This is a genomic window from Cyanobium sp. Morenito 9A2 (assembly GCF_024345575.1).
GTDB lineage: Bacteria > Cyanobacteriota > Cyanobacteriia > PCC-6307 > Cyanobiaceae > ATX-6F1.
The window spans coordinates 31,395-46,555 of record NZ_JAGQBJ010000012.1; the positions used below are offsets into that span (position 1 = coordinate 31,395).

Consider the following 15,161-nt stretch of genomic DNA (forward strand, 5'->3'; position numbering starts at 1 on the left):
CATTCAAGACCGCTGCAGGCTGCGGCGGGGCAGTGGATGGCGTTCGTTGGCCACCTGCTGGAGGGAGATTTCAAAGACGGGCGATCCGTGGGGTGCCAGGGGCCAGGCGCGCACCCAGCAACGTTCCTCCCTGTCATCGACTCCGATCACCTGATACAGCTGTTCGTCAGTTTGGAGACGGATGCAATCGCCTTGGTGAAGTGTCATAGGGGCGGCTTCGCTCGAAAAGAGTTGGTTGGGATTCAGGGGTGGAGAGAAGAGGTGCGTGAGGCCAGGGCTGCTGGGCTGGTGCCTGGATGGGGGTGGGTGCCGATCGCTGGGAGCTGATGGTTGACCCGATGGAGCGAGCAAACTCTTAAGGATTCCTTCCATCTTGGCCCACCAGCAGGGGCCATGGCCCCTGCTGGTGGGTTTTGTCAGAGAGTCCTGAGCGTTGCGGCCACTGTCTGCACCTCAGGCAGATCAGCGATGGCGGCCAGGGCGGCCCGGAAGCTGGCCTCACTCACCTCGTGGGTGATCACCACGATTTCAGCGGCCCCGCCGGAGGTCTCGAACTGCACGATCGACTGGATCGACACCTGCTCACGGCCGAAACAGGTGCCGATCCGGCCGATCACCCCCGCCTCGTCGGTGGTCTCCAGGCGCACGTAGTTGCGGTGCTGGGTGAGGCCGCTCTCCACCAGCCGGCATTGGCGCCAGCTGCCGGCCGCCAGGAGCGGGTCAAGGGCGCCGTTCGCTCCGGCGGCCTGGCGGATGCCGGCGATGTTCAAGATGTCGGCCACCACCGCCGAAGACGTGGGCCCGGCGCCGGCGCCGGGTCCGTAGAACATCACCTGGCCCACGGGCTCGCCCTCCACCAGGATCGCGTTGTTCACCCCGTGGACCCCCGCCAGGGGGTGGTCTTTGGGCAGCAGGGTGGGGTGCACCCGCACATCCAGCTGCTCGGTGCCATCGGGGTCGCTGCCCAGGTGCTCGGCCACCGCCAGCAGCTTGACGACGAACCCCAGCTGGGCGGCGTAGTCGACGTCGCGGGCCTCCAGGCGGCTGATCCCTTCGGTGGGGATGGCGCTGCGCTCAATGCTGCCCCCATAGGCCAGGGTGGCCAGGATCGAGATCTTGTCGGCGGCATCGCCCCCTTCCACATCCGCAGCGGGATCGGCCTCGGCGTAGCCCAGCCGCTGGGCCTCGGCCAGCACATCGCCATAGGCGGCCCCTTCGGAGGCCATGCGGCTGAGGATGTAGTTGGTGGTGCCGTTGATGATCCCGCTCACGCGCTGAATCCTGTTGGCTCCCAGGGATTGCTTCAACGGTTCGATGATCGGGATGCCCCCGCCCACGGCCGCCTCGATCAACACATAGACCCCCCGGGCGGCGGCGGCGGCGGCGATCTCCTGGCCGTAGCGGGCGATCACGGCCTTGTTGGCGGTGACCACAGGCTTGCCCGCGGCAATCGCCCGCAGGATCAGGCTGCGGGCCGGCTCAAGCCCCCCGATCACCTCCACCACGATGTCCACGGCCGGATCGTCCACCACCGCCTCGGGGTCGGTGGTGAGCAGGTGATCGGCGAGGGCCACCGGGCGGGGCCGCGACACATCACGCACCGCCACCCGGCGCAACTCCAGCTGGCCCACCAGGGGATGGCGCCCTGAGGGGTTGGACAGGATGTCGGCCACACCGGCTCCGACCGTGCCCAGACCGAGCAATCCGACGCCGATGGTCATGCCGTTGGACCCCGCAAACCCCTGATCCTAGAAATCCCCTGGTCAGGCAGCTGGCTCTAGGCCACGGGCCTGGGCCTGCATCGCCTTGAGGATGTTCAGAAAGCCATTGGCTCGGGAGGGCGTGAGGCTGGCCTGGAGCCCGGTGTCGGCCAGAAACGCCGCATCGATCGCCGCCGCTTCGCTGGGGCTGAGCCCCTCAAGTCCTTCGATCAGCAGGGCCAGCAGACCCTTGGTGATCTGGGCATCGGAATCCCCTTGCCAGTGCAGGCGGCCCTCCACAAGTTGCGCCACCACGTACACCTGGGAGACGCAGCCGCGCACCTTGAAGACGTCCTGGCGCAGCTCCTCGGGGAAGGGGGCGAGCTTGCGCGCCAACCAGAGCACGTATTCGTAGCGGCGCTTCGGGTCACTGGTGCCCCGGAGCCGGGTCACGATCCGATCGAGCGCCTCACTGCCGGTGGCCATCACTCCACTCAGGTGCGGGGGCCGCGCCGCGCGAGCCGCTCGGCCGCCAGCACGCCCCCCAGGCCGCCCAAGCTACCGAGCAGCAGCAGGCCGTGCAGGGGCGTGAGGCCGAAGGGAGCGTTAGCGGGGCTGGACTGCTGGCTCAGGCGGTCCAGCTGGGCCGTGCCTGTGGTCACGGGCAGCTCGAGGTAGTCGCGGTGGCCGGGGCCGCCGTCCACCTGAACTTCCCAGGTGCCGTTGGCTCCTTTGGGCAACGCGAAACTGAGGCGGCCACTGCCGTCGGTGCGGCCCACCTCGATGGCCGGACCCCCACCGGGGGGCACCAGGCGCACCAGGGCGTTGGCGGTGGGGTCACCGCTCGAGAAGTGGCTTTGCAAGGTGAGCCCATCGCGCACCGACTGCAGGCGCTCGAGGCTGCTTTCAATTGCGTGGGCTCGGGCTGCCCCGCCGTCGAGGCCACTAGCCATGGTGACCGTCAGGGCCAGGCCACCCCAGAGGCCTGAGCTCCACAGGCTGCCTGCAAGGCCACCGGCGTAGGGAGAGCCGACGCGAAGCGACGATGATCCAGCTGGTAGAAAACGATGGGCCATCGGAGGGCTGTCGCGCTTCGGTGATCCAGTCAAGCGCAGGCTCAGGAGGCGGACCAACGGCCGCTGCTGCCTTGGCCAGCCTGGACCATCCGCACCATCGAGCTGACCATCAGCGAGAGCGCTTCGCTGGTTTGATCGCGATGGCGCAATTCGGCGGCGATCACCCGATCGGCGGCGGAACCTTTGCCGCTGATCGCGGTGGAGGTGCGGGCGGCCGGGGAAAGCATCTGACCGACCGATGGTGATTCCACAGAGCAAGCCTTGCGCGCAGACAAGATCTTGGCAAATGAGCGATCCAAACGCTCGTGGGGGAGCAAGCCCTTACACAGGTTGCAACCAATGGAGCCCGTTTTCATCCAACCTGCCGTCGAAGGGCACATCCCAGGGATCAGCCGGAAGGGTTGGCACGGAGCATCCGGCTGGGGCGACGATCAAGGCGGGGACGGCCCGCCAGGCGGGCTCCTGCCGCAGCCGGTCGTACCAGCCGCCCCCTGAGCCCAGGCGCAGTCCGCGGCCATCGAAGGCCAGGGCCGGCACCAGCATCAGCGCCAGTTCTGCCGGCTCCAGGGCTCGGCCGGCGGCCGGGGCGGGCACCCCACAGCCATCGCTTTTGAGTGGTTCAGCGGGATTCCAGGCGCGATAGGTGAGTTTCAGGTGGGAATCGACGTTCCGTGCCACCACCGCTGGCAAGGCGAGGCGCCCAGGCAGCCGCTCCGCCAGGGCGAGCAGGTCGGGCTCGCCGGCCAGGGGCCAGTAGAGCCCCAGGCGTTGACCTGGGCCCACCAAGGGGGGCACCACCACAAGGGCGACGTTCAACAGTGCCTGCTGGGATGCTTCCAGCAGCGCCAGGCGCCGTGGCCGCCACTGCCGGCGCAGGGCAGTCTTGGCGGTCCCGGAGGCCTGCGGCCAGTCGTTGTTCATCGCTGGAACCAGCCCGTGAGCGCCACCGCCAGGGCATCGGCAGCATCATCGGGCCGGGGCGGTTGCTCCAGGTTCAGCTCCCGCATCACCGCTACAAGCACCTCGTCCTTGGCGGCGTGGCCGGAGCCGGTGAGGGCCAGCTTCACCTGCATGGGTGGAAACTCCACCGCCGGCACGTTCAGGCGGGCCAGGGTCATCATCACCACCCCCCGGGCCTGCACCACGGAAATGGTTGTGCTGGAGCGGTAGAAGAAGAACTTCTCCACCGCCGCCAGTTGGGGGCGCCAGGTGCGCACCAGGGCACGCAGGTCCCGGGCGATCTCGACCAGGCGCTCCCCCTCGGGTTGGCCGGCCTCGGTCTGGATCACGCCGCAATCCACCAGAACCTGGCGGCCGGCGGCGATGTCGATGACCCCATAACCGACCCGGGCCAGGCCGGGGTCGATGCCCAGGATCCTCACCCCGCCAGCACGAGGCTGAAGGCGCTGCGATCGCTGGGCTCGGGTCGCTCGAACACCTTGCAGAACACCTTCACCACCCGATCGCCGGAATCGATCTGTTCGAGCGGGTCCTTGCGCAGCCGGTGGCGCAGGCAGCAGGCCACCACCCGGGCCACGTCGTCGTCAGTGACTTCACTGCGCCCTTCGAAGGCAGCCAGGGCCCGGGCCGCCCGGTTGGTGACGATGTCGCCGCGCAGGCCGTCCACATCCAGTTCACCGCAGACCGCCGAGATGCGCAGGCGCAGGTCGGGGTCGAGGGCCACTTGGGGAAGGCGTTGCTGGGCCTCCAACACCTTCTGCTGCAGGGCGTCCTGGGTGGGCTGCACTCGGTCGTTGAAGCCATCGGGGTCGGCATCGAAGCCCGTGCGCTGGTCCACCACCTGCACGCGCAGCTCCGGCTCGCGCACGGTGCGCACTTCGACGCTCATGCCGAAGCGATCGAGCAGCTGGGGCCTGAGTTCGCCCTCCTCAGGGTTGCCTGAGCCGATCAGCACGAAGCGGGCAGGGTGGCGCACCGACACCCCTTCGCGCTCCACGGTGTTCCAGCCGGAGGCGGCCGAATCGAGCAGCACGTCCACCAGGTGGTCGTCGAGCAGGTTCACCTCATCGACGTAGAGCAGGCCGCGGTTGGCTTTGGCCAGCAGCCCGGGCTCGAAGGCGCGGATGCCTTCGCTGAGGGCCTTTTCGATGTCGATGGTTCCGCAGAGCCGGTCTTCGGTGGCCCCCAGGGGCAGGTCGACCATCGGCACCTGGCGGGGTTCCACAGGCAGGGTTTCGCCGCCATTGGCCCGCTGGCGCACCTCGGCGCTTTGCAGGTCGGGATCCGTGGGGGAGCTGTTGTAGGGATCACCCGCCACCACGTCGATCTCGGGAAGCAGGTCGGCGAGGGCCCGGATCGCCGTGGATTTGCCCGTTCCCCGGTCGCCCATGATCATCACGCCGCCGATGCGGGGATCGATCACATTCAGCAGCAGGGCCAGCTTCATCTCCTCCTGGCCGACGATGGCGGTGAAGGGGAAGACCCTGCGCTTCCGGTTCGGACTCACGGCGTGCCTGGGGAAACTCCGGATTGTTTCACAGCCGGCTTTGGCCCTCCTGCCTGAACCGGCTCAGCCAAGGGCAGCAAGCTCAGCGCCTGGGGCGGGGTGGCATCGGCTGGATAGATCAGGCGCACGCGCAGGCGCCGCTGCTCCCGGGGCTCGAGGCTGACCGTGCCGAGGGCCGGACCGCTCTGGCCCTGGCGCAGCACGAGGTGGAAGCCCTGGGGGCCCATGGGGCGGCCGGAGGCGCCATCGAGGCCCCGCACTTCGATCAGGCCGCGGAAGGTCACGGCCCGGGGCGGGGTGGTGTTGAAGCGCAGCCCACCGATCGGGGCGTCGCCCTTGAGGGGAGAGTCGAGGGCCAGCTGCAGGCGCACCGGGGCGCCGGTGTCGTTGACCAGGGGCAGGGTGAGGTCGTATTCGATGCCGTAGTTGCCGTGGGCGGCCCAGGCGGTGTCGGGGTAGCGGCTTTTCAGGGGGGCGGTCTGCACCTGACCGCTGCCGAGGCGGCCCCGCTCCAGGCTGCTGATCGGCCAGGACACGGGGGCACTGCGCACCGAAAGGGTGGCCCTGCCCGGGTCGGTGAGGCTGGCGCGCCAGAGGCTGCCCTGCTGGAGACCGCTCACGCGCGAGTAGATGATCGGCCCGCTGGTGCCCAGCGGCGAGGGGGGGTGCTCCTTGGGGCTGAGCTCGCCCTGGAGCAGCCTCAGCCATTCCGCTGTGGCGGGCGGTTGGTCACCGCCCAGGCTGGCCAGGGTGGCCACAGACACCGGTCCATCGCTTTCAAGGCGCAGCTGCAGGTTGCGGCCATTGAGCAGCGGGTCGAGGCCGCGCACCGGCAGGGGCAAGGCCAGCAGGGTGGTGAGCTCGCCGGGGGCCAGGGTCCATTGCTCCGGCAGCAGCGGGTTGCGGGGTTGACGGGTGAGCAGTTCTCCCGCCACACGGCTGCCAGGGCCGGCGTAGGGGCCCTCGCCGTTCTGGGCGAGCAGGGGGGGCAGGGGAAGGAAGGGGGCGGCCGGCTGACGCGGATCACTGGATTGGGAGAGGGCCGTGGCACCGGCCAGCAGGCGCAGGCGCACGGGCCGGTGGCTCCGGGGAGCGGCCACCACCCCCAGCCAGAGGGTGGACGCCGCCGTTTCCGGCCGACCGGCGTAGACGTGGTGGCTGAACAGTTCGAAGCGGCCTTGAAGGGGCAGATCCAGGTGGGCTCCGGGCACCGCCAGCGGTTGGCCGCCCAGCACCGCCTTGGGCTCGAAGCTGGAGAAAAGAATCCCGGGGCTTCGGATCAGTTCGGGGTTGTTGTCGTTGATCACCAGCACCGGATCAAGCCTCCCCGGCAGCGGCCTGACCTGCTGGGGTCTCAGCACCACCTCGGGTGAGGGATTCGCCCCCGCCAGGAGGGTCTGGGCCCCGCCGGGGCCAGCGACGATCAGGGGCAGAGCCAGCAGTGCGGCAACGACAAGTGGTCGGTTCATGGGGATGGTGCGCTGGCGGCCTTGGGATCCACCAGGCTTTGGGCCGCGGCCGCGGCCATGGCCCTGATCAGGTCGGTGGAGCGGGGATCGTTGAAGGGGCCTTTGACCATGAAGGCGGCCACGGCCCGATGGCCATTGGGCAACTCGATCAGGCCGGCGTCGGCGTAGGCGATGCCGATGTCGCCGGTCTTGTTGTAGATGGTGATGCCCTTGGCCAGCAGTTCGCTGTCGGGGTCGGAGGAATCCCCTCCCAGTCCCTGCAGGACCCCGAGGGGGATCAAGGTGTTGGTGCGTGATTTCCCCATGATCTCCCGGAAGAGGTCCCGGGCCCGGGGGCTGAGCTTGTCTCCGGTGTCCACCAGGGCGATGGTGCGGGCCAGATCATGGGCACTGGTGGTGTTGGTGCCCTCGAGATCCGGCAGCCAGTTGTTGATCACCGAGGCCCCCAGCCCCAGCGCCTGGAAGCGGGCGTTGAGGGTCACCTTGCCCCCCAGACGCTTGATCAGCAAGTTGGTGGCGCTGTTGTCGCTGACCCGGATCATTTCGGTGGCCGCCTCGTAAAAGGGAAACCGTGTGCCGAGCGGTTTGTTGGCCATCCAGCCGGCACCGGCGCCGATCACCTCCTTGCTGAGGATCAGGGGCTCGTTCCAGCGCAATTTGCCTTCATCGAGATCCTCCAGGGCCGCCAGCAGAATGGGGCTCTTGATCGAGCTGGCGGCCGGCAGGGGGGTGTCGGCATTGAGCTGGGCGTAACGACCGTCATCGAGCACCAGCAGGAATCCTGAGGTCTGCAGACCCTTCTGGGCTGCAGCGAGGGCGGCCCAGCGCTGGCTGAGCTCCGTGAGTTCGGTCTTGGTCTCGAAGCGACCCAGGGGCAGACCCCGAGGCAGGCCACGTTCCAACCCAGGCACAGGGGGAAGTTTCGGAGGCGTCAGGCCATTGACCCCCGCCAGTCGGGGGGCCAGCACCTTGAGGGTGGTGCCGGTGATCACCCCCAGACCCACGCCGATCACCAGCAATCGCAGCACCAGCCGCAGGGGACGTCCCCAGCTGCCTGAACCTGGGCGGGTGGAGCGGCCGGAACTCACGGTCGGAGGTGTTGCCGGGAACTGGGGCGACCCTAAGGGGTTGGCCTGCGGCTCGCCCAGCGCAGTTGCCGGACCATGCCCCGGACCAGGGCCACTTCCTCGCTGCTGATCTGCGCCCGTTGCAGCAGGGTGCGCACCTTGGCCATGCGGGCATGGCGGGTGTGGGGCAGCAGGAATCCCACCTCCAGCAGCAGGTTCTCGGCATCGCTCAAAGTGGCTTCCAGGTCACCGCGCAGTGCCGGATCGTCGATTGACCCAGGGGCGCTCAGCGCGGCAGGTCCTGGCGCTGCGGGGGGAAACTCCGCGAGCCGCCGCAGCTCGTGCAGGGCGATCGCCACCGCGTGGGAGAGGTTCAAGGAGGGGTAGCCGTCGTCCGTGGCGATGCGCAGAACCCGGCCCGCCAGCAGCAGCTCATCGGTGCTCAGGCCCCGGTCCTCGCGGCCGAACACCAGGGCGGTGGGGGCGTTCTGCTCCGTGGCCCGCAGCCAGGCCAGGGCGTCCACCGGCGCCTCCACCGGCACGGCAGCGGAATCCACGCGACCGCTGCAGGCCACCACCCGGCGGCAATCGGTCAGGGCAGCGGCCAGGTCGTCAAACAACTGTGCTTGCTCCAGCAGGGGTTGGGCGTGCACGGCCATGCGCCGGGCCTCTTCCCCCAGGTGATCGCAGCGGGGTGCGACCAGCCGCAGGTGCTGAAGCCCGAAGTTGGCGGCCAGGCGGGCGACGCTGCCCACGTTCAAGGGGCCGGCTGGCTCCACCAGCACCAGCACGGGTTGGACCGCGCTGTTCACACGAGGCTGTGCAGGTAGGCCAGCAGATCGGCCATCGCCTGGGGTTCGGGCTGGAACTTGGGCATCGGTGGGGTGCTGCCGCTGACCACCTGGTGGATCAAACGCGCATCGGAGCGGCGCTGGCTGACCCCATGCAGGTTGGGGCCCACCAGGCCCTGGGCGGCGATGCCGTGACAGCCGGCGCAGTTGATCAGGAACAGGCGGCCGCCGTTCTCGGCTGAACCCGTGTGCTCCAGGGTGCTGACGGTGTAGGGATCGCTGCGGGAGGCAGGGAGCACCACCAGCACGAGAAGTAGGCAGGCGGCGCTGGCCAGCAGCAGCAGGGCGGCGATCAGGCCGCGACGCGGCGGCGCAGGAGTGGTGCCGTCGGCTGTGCCGGTGGCAGCGACGGGCGGGCTGGTCACGGTTATGGAGGGTTGATTAACAAGCCTGCCTCGGCCATGGAAGAATTGTGCATCGAAGCCTCCGCCAGCTCCCTCCATGATCGAACCCCTGCTCTGCGGCATCGTGCTCGGTCTGATCCCCGTGACGCTGCTGGGTCTGTTCGTGGCTGCCTGGAACCAGTACCGCCGCGGCAGTGCCCTCGAGGGCTGAAGTCGTACCAACCCCCAAGCGGCTGGCTCCTCAGCGGCTGAGGATCAACAGACTTGTGCTGCCATAACGGCGTTGGCCGCGGAGGGCCCAGCCATCCGGTACGTCGGGGATGGCGGTGCTGGAGCATTCCCACACCATGCGGCCCTCCGGTGTCAGCCAGCCGCGCTGGGCGATCCGTTCGGCCACCGGTCCGTGGAGGCCTGCTCCGTAGGGCGGATCGGCGTAGATCAGATCGAAGGCTGTCACTGGCGCTGATTCCAGCCAACCCAACACCTCCCGGGCTTCCAGCTGGGTGCTGGGGCGCTTCCCCGACCCTGCCAGGCCCAGGGCCACCGCCTCCAGGTTGCGCCGGGCAGCGGCGGCCACCCGGTGATGCCGTTCAACCGCCACCACGGCTGCGGCCCCCCGCTGCAGGGCCTCGCAGCCCATCACGCCACTGCCACAGAACAGATCCAGCCAGCGGCAACCGGCCAGGTCCGGCGCCAGCAGGTTCATCACCGCCAGGCGAACGCGGGCGGTGGTGGGGCGGGCGATCTCCCCAGGCGGACTTATCAGCTTGCGGCCGCCACTCAGCCGCAGGCTCATCGCACCAGCGCCGCAGGTCGCTCCACCCACGCGAGCCAGCGGCGCAGCAGCGCCTGGCCATCGCTGGAGGATTTCTCAGGGTGGAACTGGCAGGCGGCGATGGGGCCCGCCCAGATGGCGGCGGCCACCTCGGTGGCGCCGAAGGCCACCCGGGCCGTGATGCAGGCGGGATCGCTGGGGTCGGCGGCGTAGGAATGCACGAAGTAGACCCAGCTGGGCGATTCGGCGGTGATCAGCGGGCTGGGGGTTGCCGGAATCAACGGGGCCCAGCCCATGTGCGGCACAGGATGGCCGGGGCTGCGGGGCAGGGCGCGTACCCGACCCTTGATCAGGCCCAGGCCTTTGGACTGGCCTTCGTCGCTGCCCTCGAACAGCAGTTGCAGCCCCAGGCAGATCCCCAGCAGGGGGCGCCCGGCGCGGGTCCAGGCCTCCAGGGCCGGCACCAGCCCCGAGCCCTGCAATCGCTCCATCGCCGGATCAAAGGCTCCCACTCCCGGCAGAACCAGGGCCTGGCAGTCGGCGAAGGCCCCAGGCCGTTGCAGCAGCACCACCTCGGCCCCCAGGCGCTCGAAGGCCCGGGTGACGGAATGGAGGTTGCCCATGCCGTAGTCGATCAGGCCGATGCGGCTCATGGTTCCACGGCGCAGAGCCGCTCGCCTGGATGTTCCAGGGCTCCGCAGGGGGGCAACTCAAGGCTGTTGAGACGGTCGATCAGCTGGTAGAGCCTGCCGATGCGGCGCTTGTCGATCTGAAGGCGCAGGCAGGGCCGCAGGATGCCGTTGTCATCGCAGCTCTCGCCCGGCTGGATCGATCCCTCCTCCAACAGGTCGGCGAAGGCGTGGTTGAGCTGGCCCAGCTGGCTGCTGGGGAAGGGCACGTGCAGCAGCAATTCCAGTCGGTCGGCGCCGAACTGGGCGGTGTGGAAGACCCGGTAGAAGCGGCAGATCAGCTCGATGGCCCCATGGGCGGAGCGGGCTCGCATCAGCAAGGAGCTGTCCTCCGGGGAGATCAGCCCCCGCTGGGCCAGGCCCTCATGCACGTGGCGCTCCCAGCCCTCCCAGAAATCGTCACCCTCCGGGGCCAGCAGCACCAGGGGAATCGGCGGGGTGCGGCCCGTCTGGATCAAGGTGAGGGATTCGAACAGTTCATCGAGGGTGCCGAAGCCCCCGGGCAAGACCACCAGGGCGTCGCTTTCGCGCAGGAAGAAGAGCTTGCGGGTGAAGAAGTAACGGAAATGCAGCAACCGGCCATCGCAGCCACTGACGTAGCGATTGGCGTGCTGCTCGAAGGGCAGGTCCACATTCAGACCGATGCTGTTCTCACAGCCTGCGCCCTGGTTGGCGGCCTCCATCACGCCGCCGCCAGCACCGGTCATCACCTCGAAACCCTGGGCTACCGCCACCTCCGCCAACTCCTTGGCGACCGCATAGGCCGGCTCGCCGCGTGCCGTGCGGGCCGAGCCGAACACGGTGATCTTGCGGGTGGCCCGGTGGGGATGAAAGACCGCCAGGGCCTCGCTGATGTCGGCGAGGGAACCGCTGATCAACCGCCAGCTGTCTTCGTCCGATTCATTGCGGCTGATCTCCAACAGGCTTACCAAAGCCCGCTGGATCAAGCGCCGTTGGGGGTGCCCCTGCAGCGCGGTCCTGAGGGCCTCCAGGGGACTCTGACCAGGCAGATGGGGAGGGGTGGAGAAAGCGCTCAGAGGTATTTGGTGATAGTGCCGGAGAGGGTCGTCTTGGGCACAGCGCCCACCACGGTGTCGACCTTCTGGCCACCCTTGAAGACCATCAGGGTGGGGATGCTGCGGATGCCGTACTGGCTGGCAACGTTGGGGTTCTCGTCGGTGTTGAGTTTGAACACCTTGATGCGTCCTTCGAATTCCTTGGCGATCTCATCGACGATCGGCGCCACCATCCGGCAGGGGCCGCACCAGGGGGCCCAAAAGTCCACCAGCACGGGAACGTCGCTCTTGAGCACGTCCAGCTCAAAGGAGGCGTCGGTGACGGCAGCAGCGCTGGACATCCGAAGGGAGATCAGGGTTGTTGGAATCTAGCAACCCTGTATGCGCAGACTCTCACGCCCGCGGCAAGGTGAAAGACAAAAGGCCCGGACGCGCCGGGCTGGGGGGTGTGAGGAGTGTGTGAGCCGTAGCCCCCACAGCCCCAGGCTACGCCCGACTCGGATCGTTTATGTGTCGTTTGCGTGTGGGACGCATCACTTACCCATGCCCAGTTGCTGGGCCTTCTGGTACACCTTGCCTTCGGTCAGCAGGGACGGTGCCACCACCACCTCGACCCGCTGCATCTCTTTGATGGTGCGGGCCCCCAGGGTGCCCATGGAGGTGCGCAGAGCCCCCAGCAGATTCTGGGTGCCGTCATCGAGACCGGCGGGGCCGCGCAGGATTTTTTCGAGCGAGCCTGTGGTGCCGACCTTGATGCGCGTGCCGCGGGGCAGCACCGGGCTGGGGGTGGCCATTCCCCAGTGGAAGCCACGGCCGGGGGCTTCGCTGGCCCGGGCAATCGGTGAGCCGATCATCACGGCGTCGGCGCCGCAGGCGATGCATTTGCAGATGTCGCCCCCCGTGACGATGCCACCATCGGCCACGACCGGCACGTAGCGGCCGCTCTCCCGTTCGTAATCGTCGCGGGCGGAGGCGCAGTCAGCCACCGCCGTGGCCTGGGGGATGCCCACGCCGAGCACGCCACGGGAGGTGCAGGCGGCCCCGGGGCCAATGCCCACCAACACGGCCGCGGCTCCGGCCCGCATCAATTCAAGAGCCACTTCGTAAGTGACACAATTGCCGATTGCCACGGGCACGCCCAGGTCCCGGCAGAGCGCCTTGAGGTCGAGGGTTTCGCGGCCCTCGGGGCCGACGTGCTCGGTGGAGACGACAGTGGCTTGCACGAACAGGAGATCGGCGCCGGCCTCGGCGATGGCCTGACCGAAGCGCAGGGCGGCCACGGGGGTGGCGCTGACCGCGGCGATGCCCCCACCGGCCTTGATCTCGCCGATGCGCTGGCGGATCAGGTCTTCGCGCACGGGCACGCTGTAAAGCTCCTGCATCAGGGGCACGAAGGCCTCCTTGCCCACGGCAGTGATCCGATCCAGCACGGGGTTGGGATCGTCATAGCGGGTCTGAACGCCCTCCAGATTGAGCACCCCAAGGGCACCCAGGCGCGAGAGCTCGATGGCCACAGCCACATCCACCACGCCATCCATGGCACTGGCGATGATCGGTATCTCCCGCTCGAAGCCCCCCACTCTCCAGCTGCTGTCGGTGACGTCAGGGTCCACCGTCCGTCCGCCCGGCACCAGGGCGATTTCGTCGATCCCGTAGGCACGACGCACGGTTCGGGAACGACCTAACTGAATGTCCACCGGTGTGCGCTGTGACAGTCGGGCCAAGCTATCAACCGGCCTGTCACCAATCGCAAGGCAAAAGCCGAAGCTGGGATCAGTGGCTGCCCAGGAAGGCGTTCCAGCGTTGTTGGAGTTCGCTCAGGAGCGCTTGGCGGTCGCGGCTGCGCACCAAGTGGGTGACCCCGAAGCGGGCCAGCCAGATCACTCCGGTGAGCTCCAGCAGGCCGCCCACCAACGGCAGGCTGTCGATGGCCCCGAGGAGGGCCCCGTAAACCCGCAGCACCAGCACCAGAGCGAGGAAGGCCCCCAGGGCCAGCAGGGGGGTGCGGCTGCGCCGGAGGGCGCCCTGCAGTTCACCGCTCTGAAGCCAGTGCTGGATCTTGTTGACCAGCAGCTCCCATTCGCCGCCGCCTCCGTTGTCGGCCTCGGGGTTGGCTGGCACCTCGATGCTGCTCAGGAAAGTGGGATCGCCCAGGGTCGCCGGAGCCGTTTGGGGTTCAAGGGCCGGCGCGCTCGCCACCGCTGGGGTGGGCTCCGGGGCAGGGACTTCCTGTGCCGGCTCGGGGGCGATGGGTTCCGCGCTGTTGTCGGCGGCGGATTGGCCCCAGGGCTGCAGGGTGGGCCCGGGGGTGGCCGCAGGGGCAGCCGCACCGGGGGCACTGGTTTCGCTGCCGTCTTCCATGCTGGTTTCGTGGCTGAGCCCGCTGTCCGGCCCGTCGCTGGGTTCCCTGGGCGGGGCGGGAGTGGAGGCGGTGAATTCCCCGTTCCCGGGGGCGCTGGACTCGACCATCGGTCGCCTGGTGTGCCGTCGCCCGGGAGCTTACGGCCGTTTCCCCGGGCTGGTCTGGGGCGGTGGATCAGCTTTCCAGGGGGATCAAAGCGGAGCGCCCGCTGAGCGACAGTGCCGGCAACCGCAGGGGGAAGTGGCCGGAGAGCAACCGCTCGATCAGTTCGATGGCGATGCTCTCCGCCAGCCTTGGGCTGTGGGCCGGGGCGCAGCTGAGTTGGCGGCCGTCCACCTGAATCCGGCCCGAGAGCAGCTGGCTGTAGGGCACACCGCCGAAGCCCGGTTTGATGCGCCGCGGGATCGAGAAATCCAGCACCGGAGCCTCCAGCTGGTCGTTCGCCGCCGTCGCCTGGAGCGCCACGGTGGCGTTGGTCAGGGGCACGGGGGCGGCGATCGCCACCAGCAGACCGCTGCCGTGGCCTTCAAAGAAGCAGGGCCGCACCCATTCGGAGTTCAGTCCATGCAGATCGGCGCTCACGGCCGCCACGGCGCCAGGCACCCGGGCGTGGCCGCTGGGCAACCGTCGGGTGTGGGGCATGTGGCCACTGCCGGCGCCGCTCACCCAGCCCAGGGCTCCCCCCACCAGCACCGGCGAGCCTGGCCCCAGCAAGGACAGCCCCGGCATGGTCAGGCCGATGCTGCCGCTCCCGGCGCAGGTGTAGAGGGCCGTGACATAGGGGCCCAGCAGGGGACCGAACGGGCTGCGGGTGAGGCCCTCGGCACTGCTGACGGCCACGACCCCGTTCTCGCCGATACCCCGGTGCAGCAGCAACCGGCCGCAGCCGATGCGCTCCAGGCTCAGCCTGCTTTCCAGCTCCCTACGGGGATGGAGTGTGGTGGCCTCACCGCTGGCCACCAGTGCCACGTCGTCGCCGGCCAACAGGGCAGCCAACACCTGGGCTCCGCCCTGGCGCAGGGGCTCGCCCAGTCCGCCGCCGATCGGCAACAGCAGCTCGGTGCTACCGTGGCCACCGCGTCCCTCCACCCCGCCCAGGTGGAACTCGCGCACCCGTATCGGTGGATCCGAGGGCCCAAGGCTGAGTTGGAGCGTGGCTTGGTCGGTGAACTCCGCATTGCTGGCCACCACCACGTCGGTGGCGGCATAGGCGGCCTCAAGCCCCCGTTCGGCCACCAGAGCCCTGTAGGCCGCTGCGCTGCGCACCTGCAGGTCGCCGCGTCGCTGGCGCTCCTGCAGTTCGGCTTCCGTGCGGGGTGTCAGAGGCATCGGCGCAGGGTTTCGT

Annotated in this window: 20 protein-coding genes; 1 reads left to right on the top strand and 19 read right to left on the bottom strand. The window is 68.9% G+C overall.

Annotated elements, in window-relative coordinates; all coding sequences use genetic code 11:
* Positions 1–3: 3 nt before the first annotated feature.
* The 12 genes from KBY88_RS16425 to KBY88_RS13160 all read right to left on the bottom strand — a co-directional run bounded on the left by KBY88_RS16425 (position 4) and on the right by KBY88_RS13160 (position 8,995).
* Positions 4–372, bottom strand: coding sequence for a DUF8657 domain-containing function (locus KBY88_RS16425; RefSeq protein ID WP_514130643.1), 369 nt, complete (start codon positions 370–372; stop codon positions 4–6).
* 44 nt (positions 373–416) lie between these two features.
* Positions 417–1,721, bottom strand: a complete 1,305-nt coding sequence (locus KBY88_RS13110) for a homoserine dehydrogenase (RefSeq protein WP_254940384.1) — start codon at positions 1,719–1,721, stop codon at positions 417–419.
* Positions 1,722–1,763: 42 nt separating this feature from the next.
* Positions 1,764–2,186, bottom strand: a complete 423-nt coding sequence (locus KBY88_RS13115; protein ID WP_254940385.1) for a SufE family protein — start codon at positions 2,184–2,186, stop codon at positions 1,764–1,766.
* An 8-nt stretch (positions 2,187–2,194) separates the two neighbouring features.
* Positions 2,195–2,776, bottom strand: a complete 582-nt coding sequence (locus KBY88_RS13120) for a hypothetical protein (RefSeq protein WP_254940386.1) — start codon at positions 2,774–2,776, stop codon at positions 2,195–2,197.
* A gap of 41 nt (positions 2,777–2,817) precedes the next feature.
* Positions 2,818–3,003: a hypothetical protein gene (locus KBY88_RS13125; RefSeq protein ID WP_254940387.1), complete on the bottom strand. Its 186-nt coding sequence runs from the start codon at positions 3,001–3,003 to the stop codon at positions 2,818–2,820.
* Between the two features lie 94 nt (positions 3,004–3,097).
* On the bottom strand, positions 3,098–3,697 hold the full coding sequence (locus KBY88_RS13130; RefSeq protein ID WP_254940388.1) for a 5-formyltetrahydrofolate cyclo-ligase: 600 nt from the start codon (positions 3,695–3,697) through the stop codon (positions 3,098–3,100).
* On the bottom strand, positions 3,694–4,158 hold the full coding sequence (gene ruvC, locus KBY88_RS13135; RefSeq protein ID WP_254940389.1) for a crossover junction endodeoxyribonuclease RuvC: 465 nt from the start codon (positions 4,156–4,158) through the stop codon (positions 3,694–3,696). Before ruvC ends, KBY88_RS13130 begins: the two co-directional genes overlap by 4 nt.
* Positions 4,155–5,243 carry a magnesium chelatase ATPase subunit I gene (gene bchI, locus KBY88_RS13140; RefSeq protein WP_254940390.1) on the bottom strand — a complete coding sequence of 363 codons (1,089 nt, stop codon included), beginning with the start codon at positions 5,241–5,243 and terminating at the stop codon, positions 4,155–4,157. Before bchI ends, ruvC begins: the two co-directional genes overlap by 4 nt.
* Positions 5,240–6,712, bottom strand: a complete 1,473-nt coding sequence (locus tag KBY88_RS13145; RefSeq protein ID WP_254940391.1) for a DUF3370 domain-containing protein — start codon at positions 6,710–6,712, stop codon at positions 5,240–5,242. The genes bchI and KBY88_RS13145 overlap by 4 nt, the downstream gene beginning before the upstream one ends.
* Entirely contained in the window at positions 6,709–7,800 is a 1,092-nt protein-coding gene (locus KBY88_RS13150; protein WP_254940392.1) for a serine hydrolase, read from the bottom strand. The genes KBY88_RS13145 and KBY88_RS13150 overlap by 4 nt, the downstream gene beginning before the upstream one ends.
* Positions 7,801–7,832: 32 nt before the next feature.
* Positions 7,833–8,591, bottom strand: a complete 759-nt coding sequence (locus KBY88_RS13155) for an RNA methyltransferase (protein ID WP_254940393.1) — start codon at positions 8,589–8,591, stop codon at positions 7,833–7,835.
* On the bottom strand, positions 8,588–8,995 hold the full coding sequence (locus tag KBY88_RS13160; RefSeq protein ID WP_254940394.1) for a c-type cytochrome: 408 nt from the start codon (positions 8,993–8,995) through the stop codon (positions 8,588–8,590). The genes KBY88_RS13155 and KBY88_RS13160 overlap by 4 nt, the downstream gene beginning before the upstream one ends.
* A gap of 76 nt (positions 8,996–9,071) precedes the next feature.
* Between KBY88_RS13160 and petG the strand changes: the two genes are divergently transcribed.
* Positions 9,072–9,185, top strand: coding sequence for a cytochrome b6-f complex subunit V (gene petG / locus KBY88_RS13165; RefSeq protein WP_254940395.1), 114 nt, complete (start codon positions 9,072–9,074; stop codon positions 9,183–9,185).
* 30 nt (positions 9,186–9,215) lie between these two features.
* On the opposite strand, the gene rsmD is transcribed toward petG, so the two are convergent.
* The 7 genes from rsmD to KBY88_RS13200 form a co-directional block, all read right to left on the bottom strand.
* A complete protein-coding gene (gene rsmD, locus KBY88_RS13170; protein WP_254940396.1) occupies positions 9,216–9,770 on the bottom strand; it encodes a 16S rRNA (guanine(966)-N(2))-methyltransferase RsmD in 555 nt (184 codons plus the stop codon).
* Entirely contained in the window at positions 9,767–10,402 is a 636-nt protein-coding gene (gene hisH / locus KBY88_RS13175; RefSeq protein WP_254940397.1) for an imidazole glycerol phosphate synthase subunit HisH, read from the bottom strand. Before hisH ends, rsmD begins: the two co-directional genes overlap by 4 nt.
* Positions 10,399–11,370 carry an LOG family protein gene (locus KBY88_RS13180; RefSeq protein WP_254940398.1) on the bottom strand — a complete coding sequence of 324 codons (972 nt, stop codon included), beginning with the start codon at positions 11,368–11,370 and terminating at the stop codon, positions 10,399–10,401. The genes hisH and KBY88_RS13180 overlap by 4 nt, the downstream gene beginning before the upstream one ends.
* A 101-nt stretch (positions 11,371–11,471) precedes the next feature.
* Positions 11,472–11,795, bottom strand: a complete 324-nt coding sequence (trxA, locus tag KBY88_RS13185) for a thioredoxin (protein WP_254940399.1) — start codon at positions 11,793–11,795, stop codon at positions 11,472–11,474.
* Between the two features lie 192 nt (positions 11,796–11,987).
* The gene (locus KBY88_RS13190) at positions 11,988–13,151 is read right to left on the bottom strand and encodes a GuaB3 family IMP dehydrogenase-related protein (protein ID WP_254940452.1); all 1,164 of its coding nucleotides are present in this window, start codon (positions 13,149–13,151) and stop codon (positions 11,988–11,990) included.
* Between the two features lie 76 nt (positions 13,152–13,227).
* The gene (locus KBY88_RS13195) at positions 13,228–13,923 is read right to left on the bottom strand and encodes a CAAD domain-containing protein (protein WP_254940400.1); all 696 of its coding nucleotides are present in this window, start codon (positions 13,921–13,923) and stop codon (positions 13,228–13,230) included.
* 67 nt (positions 13,924–13,990) lie between these two features.
* The gene (locus KBY88_RS13200; RefSeq protein ID WP_254940401.1) at positions 13,991–15,145 is read right to left on the bottom strand and encodes a homocysteine biosynthesis protein; all 1,155 of its coding nucleotides are present in this window, start codon (positions 15,143–15,145) and stop codon (positions 13,991–13,993) included.
* Positions 15,146–15,161: the final 16 nt, after the last annotated feature.

Coding starts and splice junctions, on each gene's coding strand:
- KBY88_RS16425 (WP_514130643.1), bottom strand. CDS start 372: ATGGAAGGAATCCTTAAGAGTTTGCTCGCTCCATCGGGTCAACCATCA.
- KBY88_RS13110 (WP_254940384.1), bottom strand. CDS start 1,721: ATGACCATCGGCGTCGGATTGCTCGGTCTGGGCACGGTCGGAGCCGGT.
- KBY88_RS13115 (WP_254940385.1), bottom strand. CDS start 2,186: ATGGCCACCGGCAGTGAGGCGCTCGATCGGATCGTGACCCGGCTCCGG.
- KBY88_RS13120 (WP_254940386.1), bottom strand. CDS start 2,776: ATGGCCCATCGTTTTCTACCAGCTGGATCATCGTCGCTTCGCGTCGGC.
- KBY88_RS13125 (WP_254940387.1), bottom strand. CDS start 3,003: ATGCTTTCCCCGGCCGCCCGCACCTCCACCGCGATCAGCGGCAAAGGT.
- KBY88_RS13130 (WP_254940388.1), bottom strand. CDS start 3,697: ATGAACAACGACTGGCCGCAGGCCTCCGGGACCGCCAAGACTGCCCTG.
- KBY88_RS13145 (WP_254940391.1), bottom strand. CDS start 6,712: ATGAACCGACCACTTGTCGTTGCCGCACTGCTGGCTCTGCCCCTGATC.
- petG (WP_254940395.1), top strand. CDS start 9,072: ATGATCGAACCCCTGCTCTGCGGCATCGTGCTCGGTCTGATCCCCGTG.
- rsmD (WP_254940396.1), bottom strand. CDS start 9,770: ATGAGCCTGCGGCTGAGTGGCGGCCGCAAGCTGATAAGTCCGCCTGGG.
- hisH (WP_254940397.1), bottom strand. CDS start 10,402: ATGAGCCGCATCGGCCTGATCGACTACGGCATGGGCAACCTCCATTCC.
- trxA (WP_254940399.1), bottom strand. CDS start 11,795: ATGTCCAGCGCTGCTGCCGTCACCGACGCCTCCTTTGAGCTGGACGTG.
- KBY88_RS13195 (WP_254940400.1), bottom strand. CDS start 13,923: ATGGTCGAGTCCAGCGCCCCCGGGAACGGGGAATTCACCGCCTCCACT.
- KBY88_RS13200 (WP_254940401.1), bottom strand. CDS start 15,145: ATGCCTCTGACACCCCGCACGGAAGCCGAACTGCAGGAGCGCCAGCGA.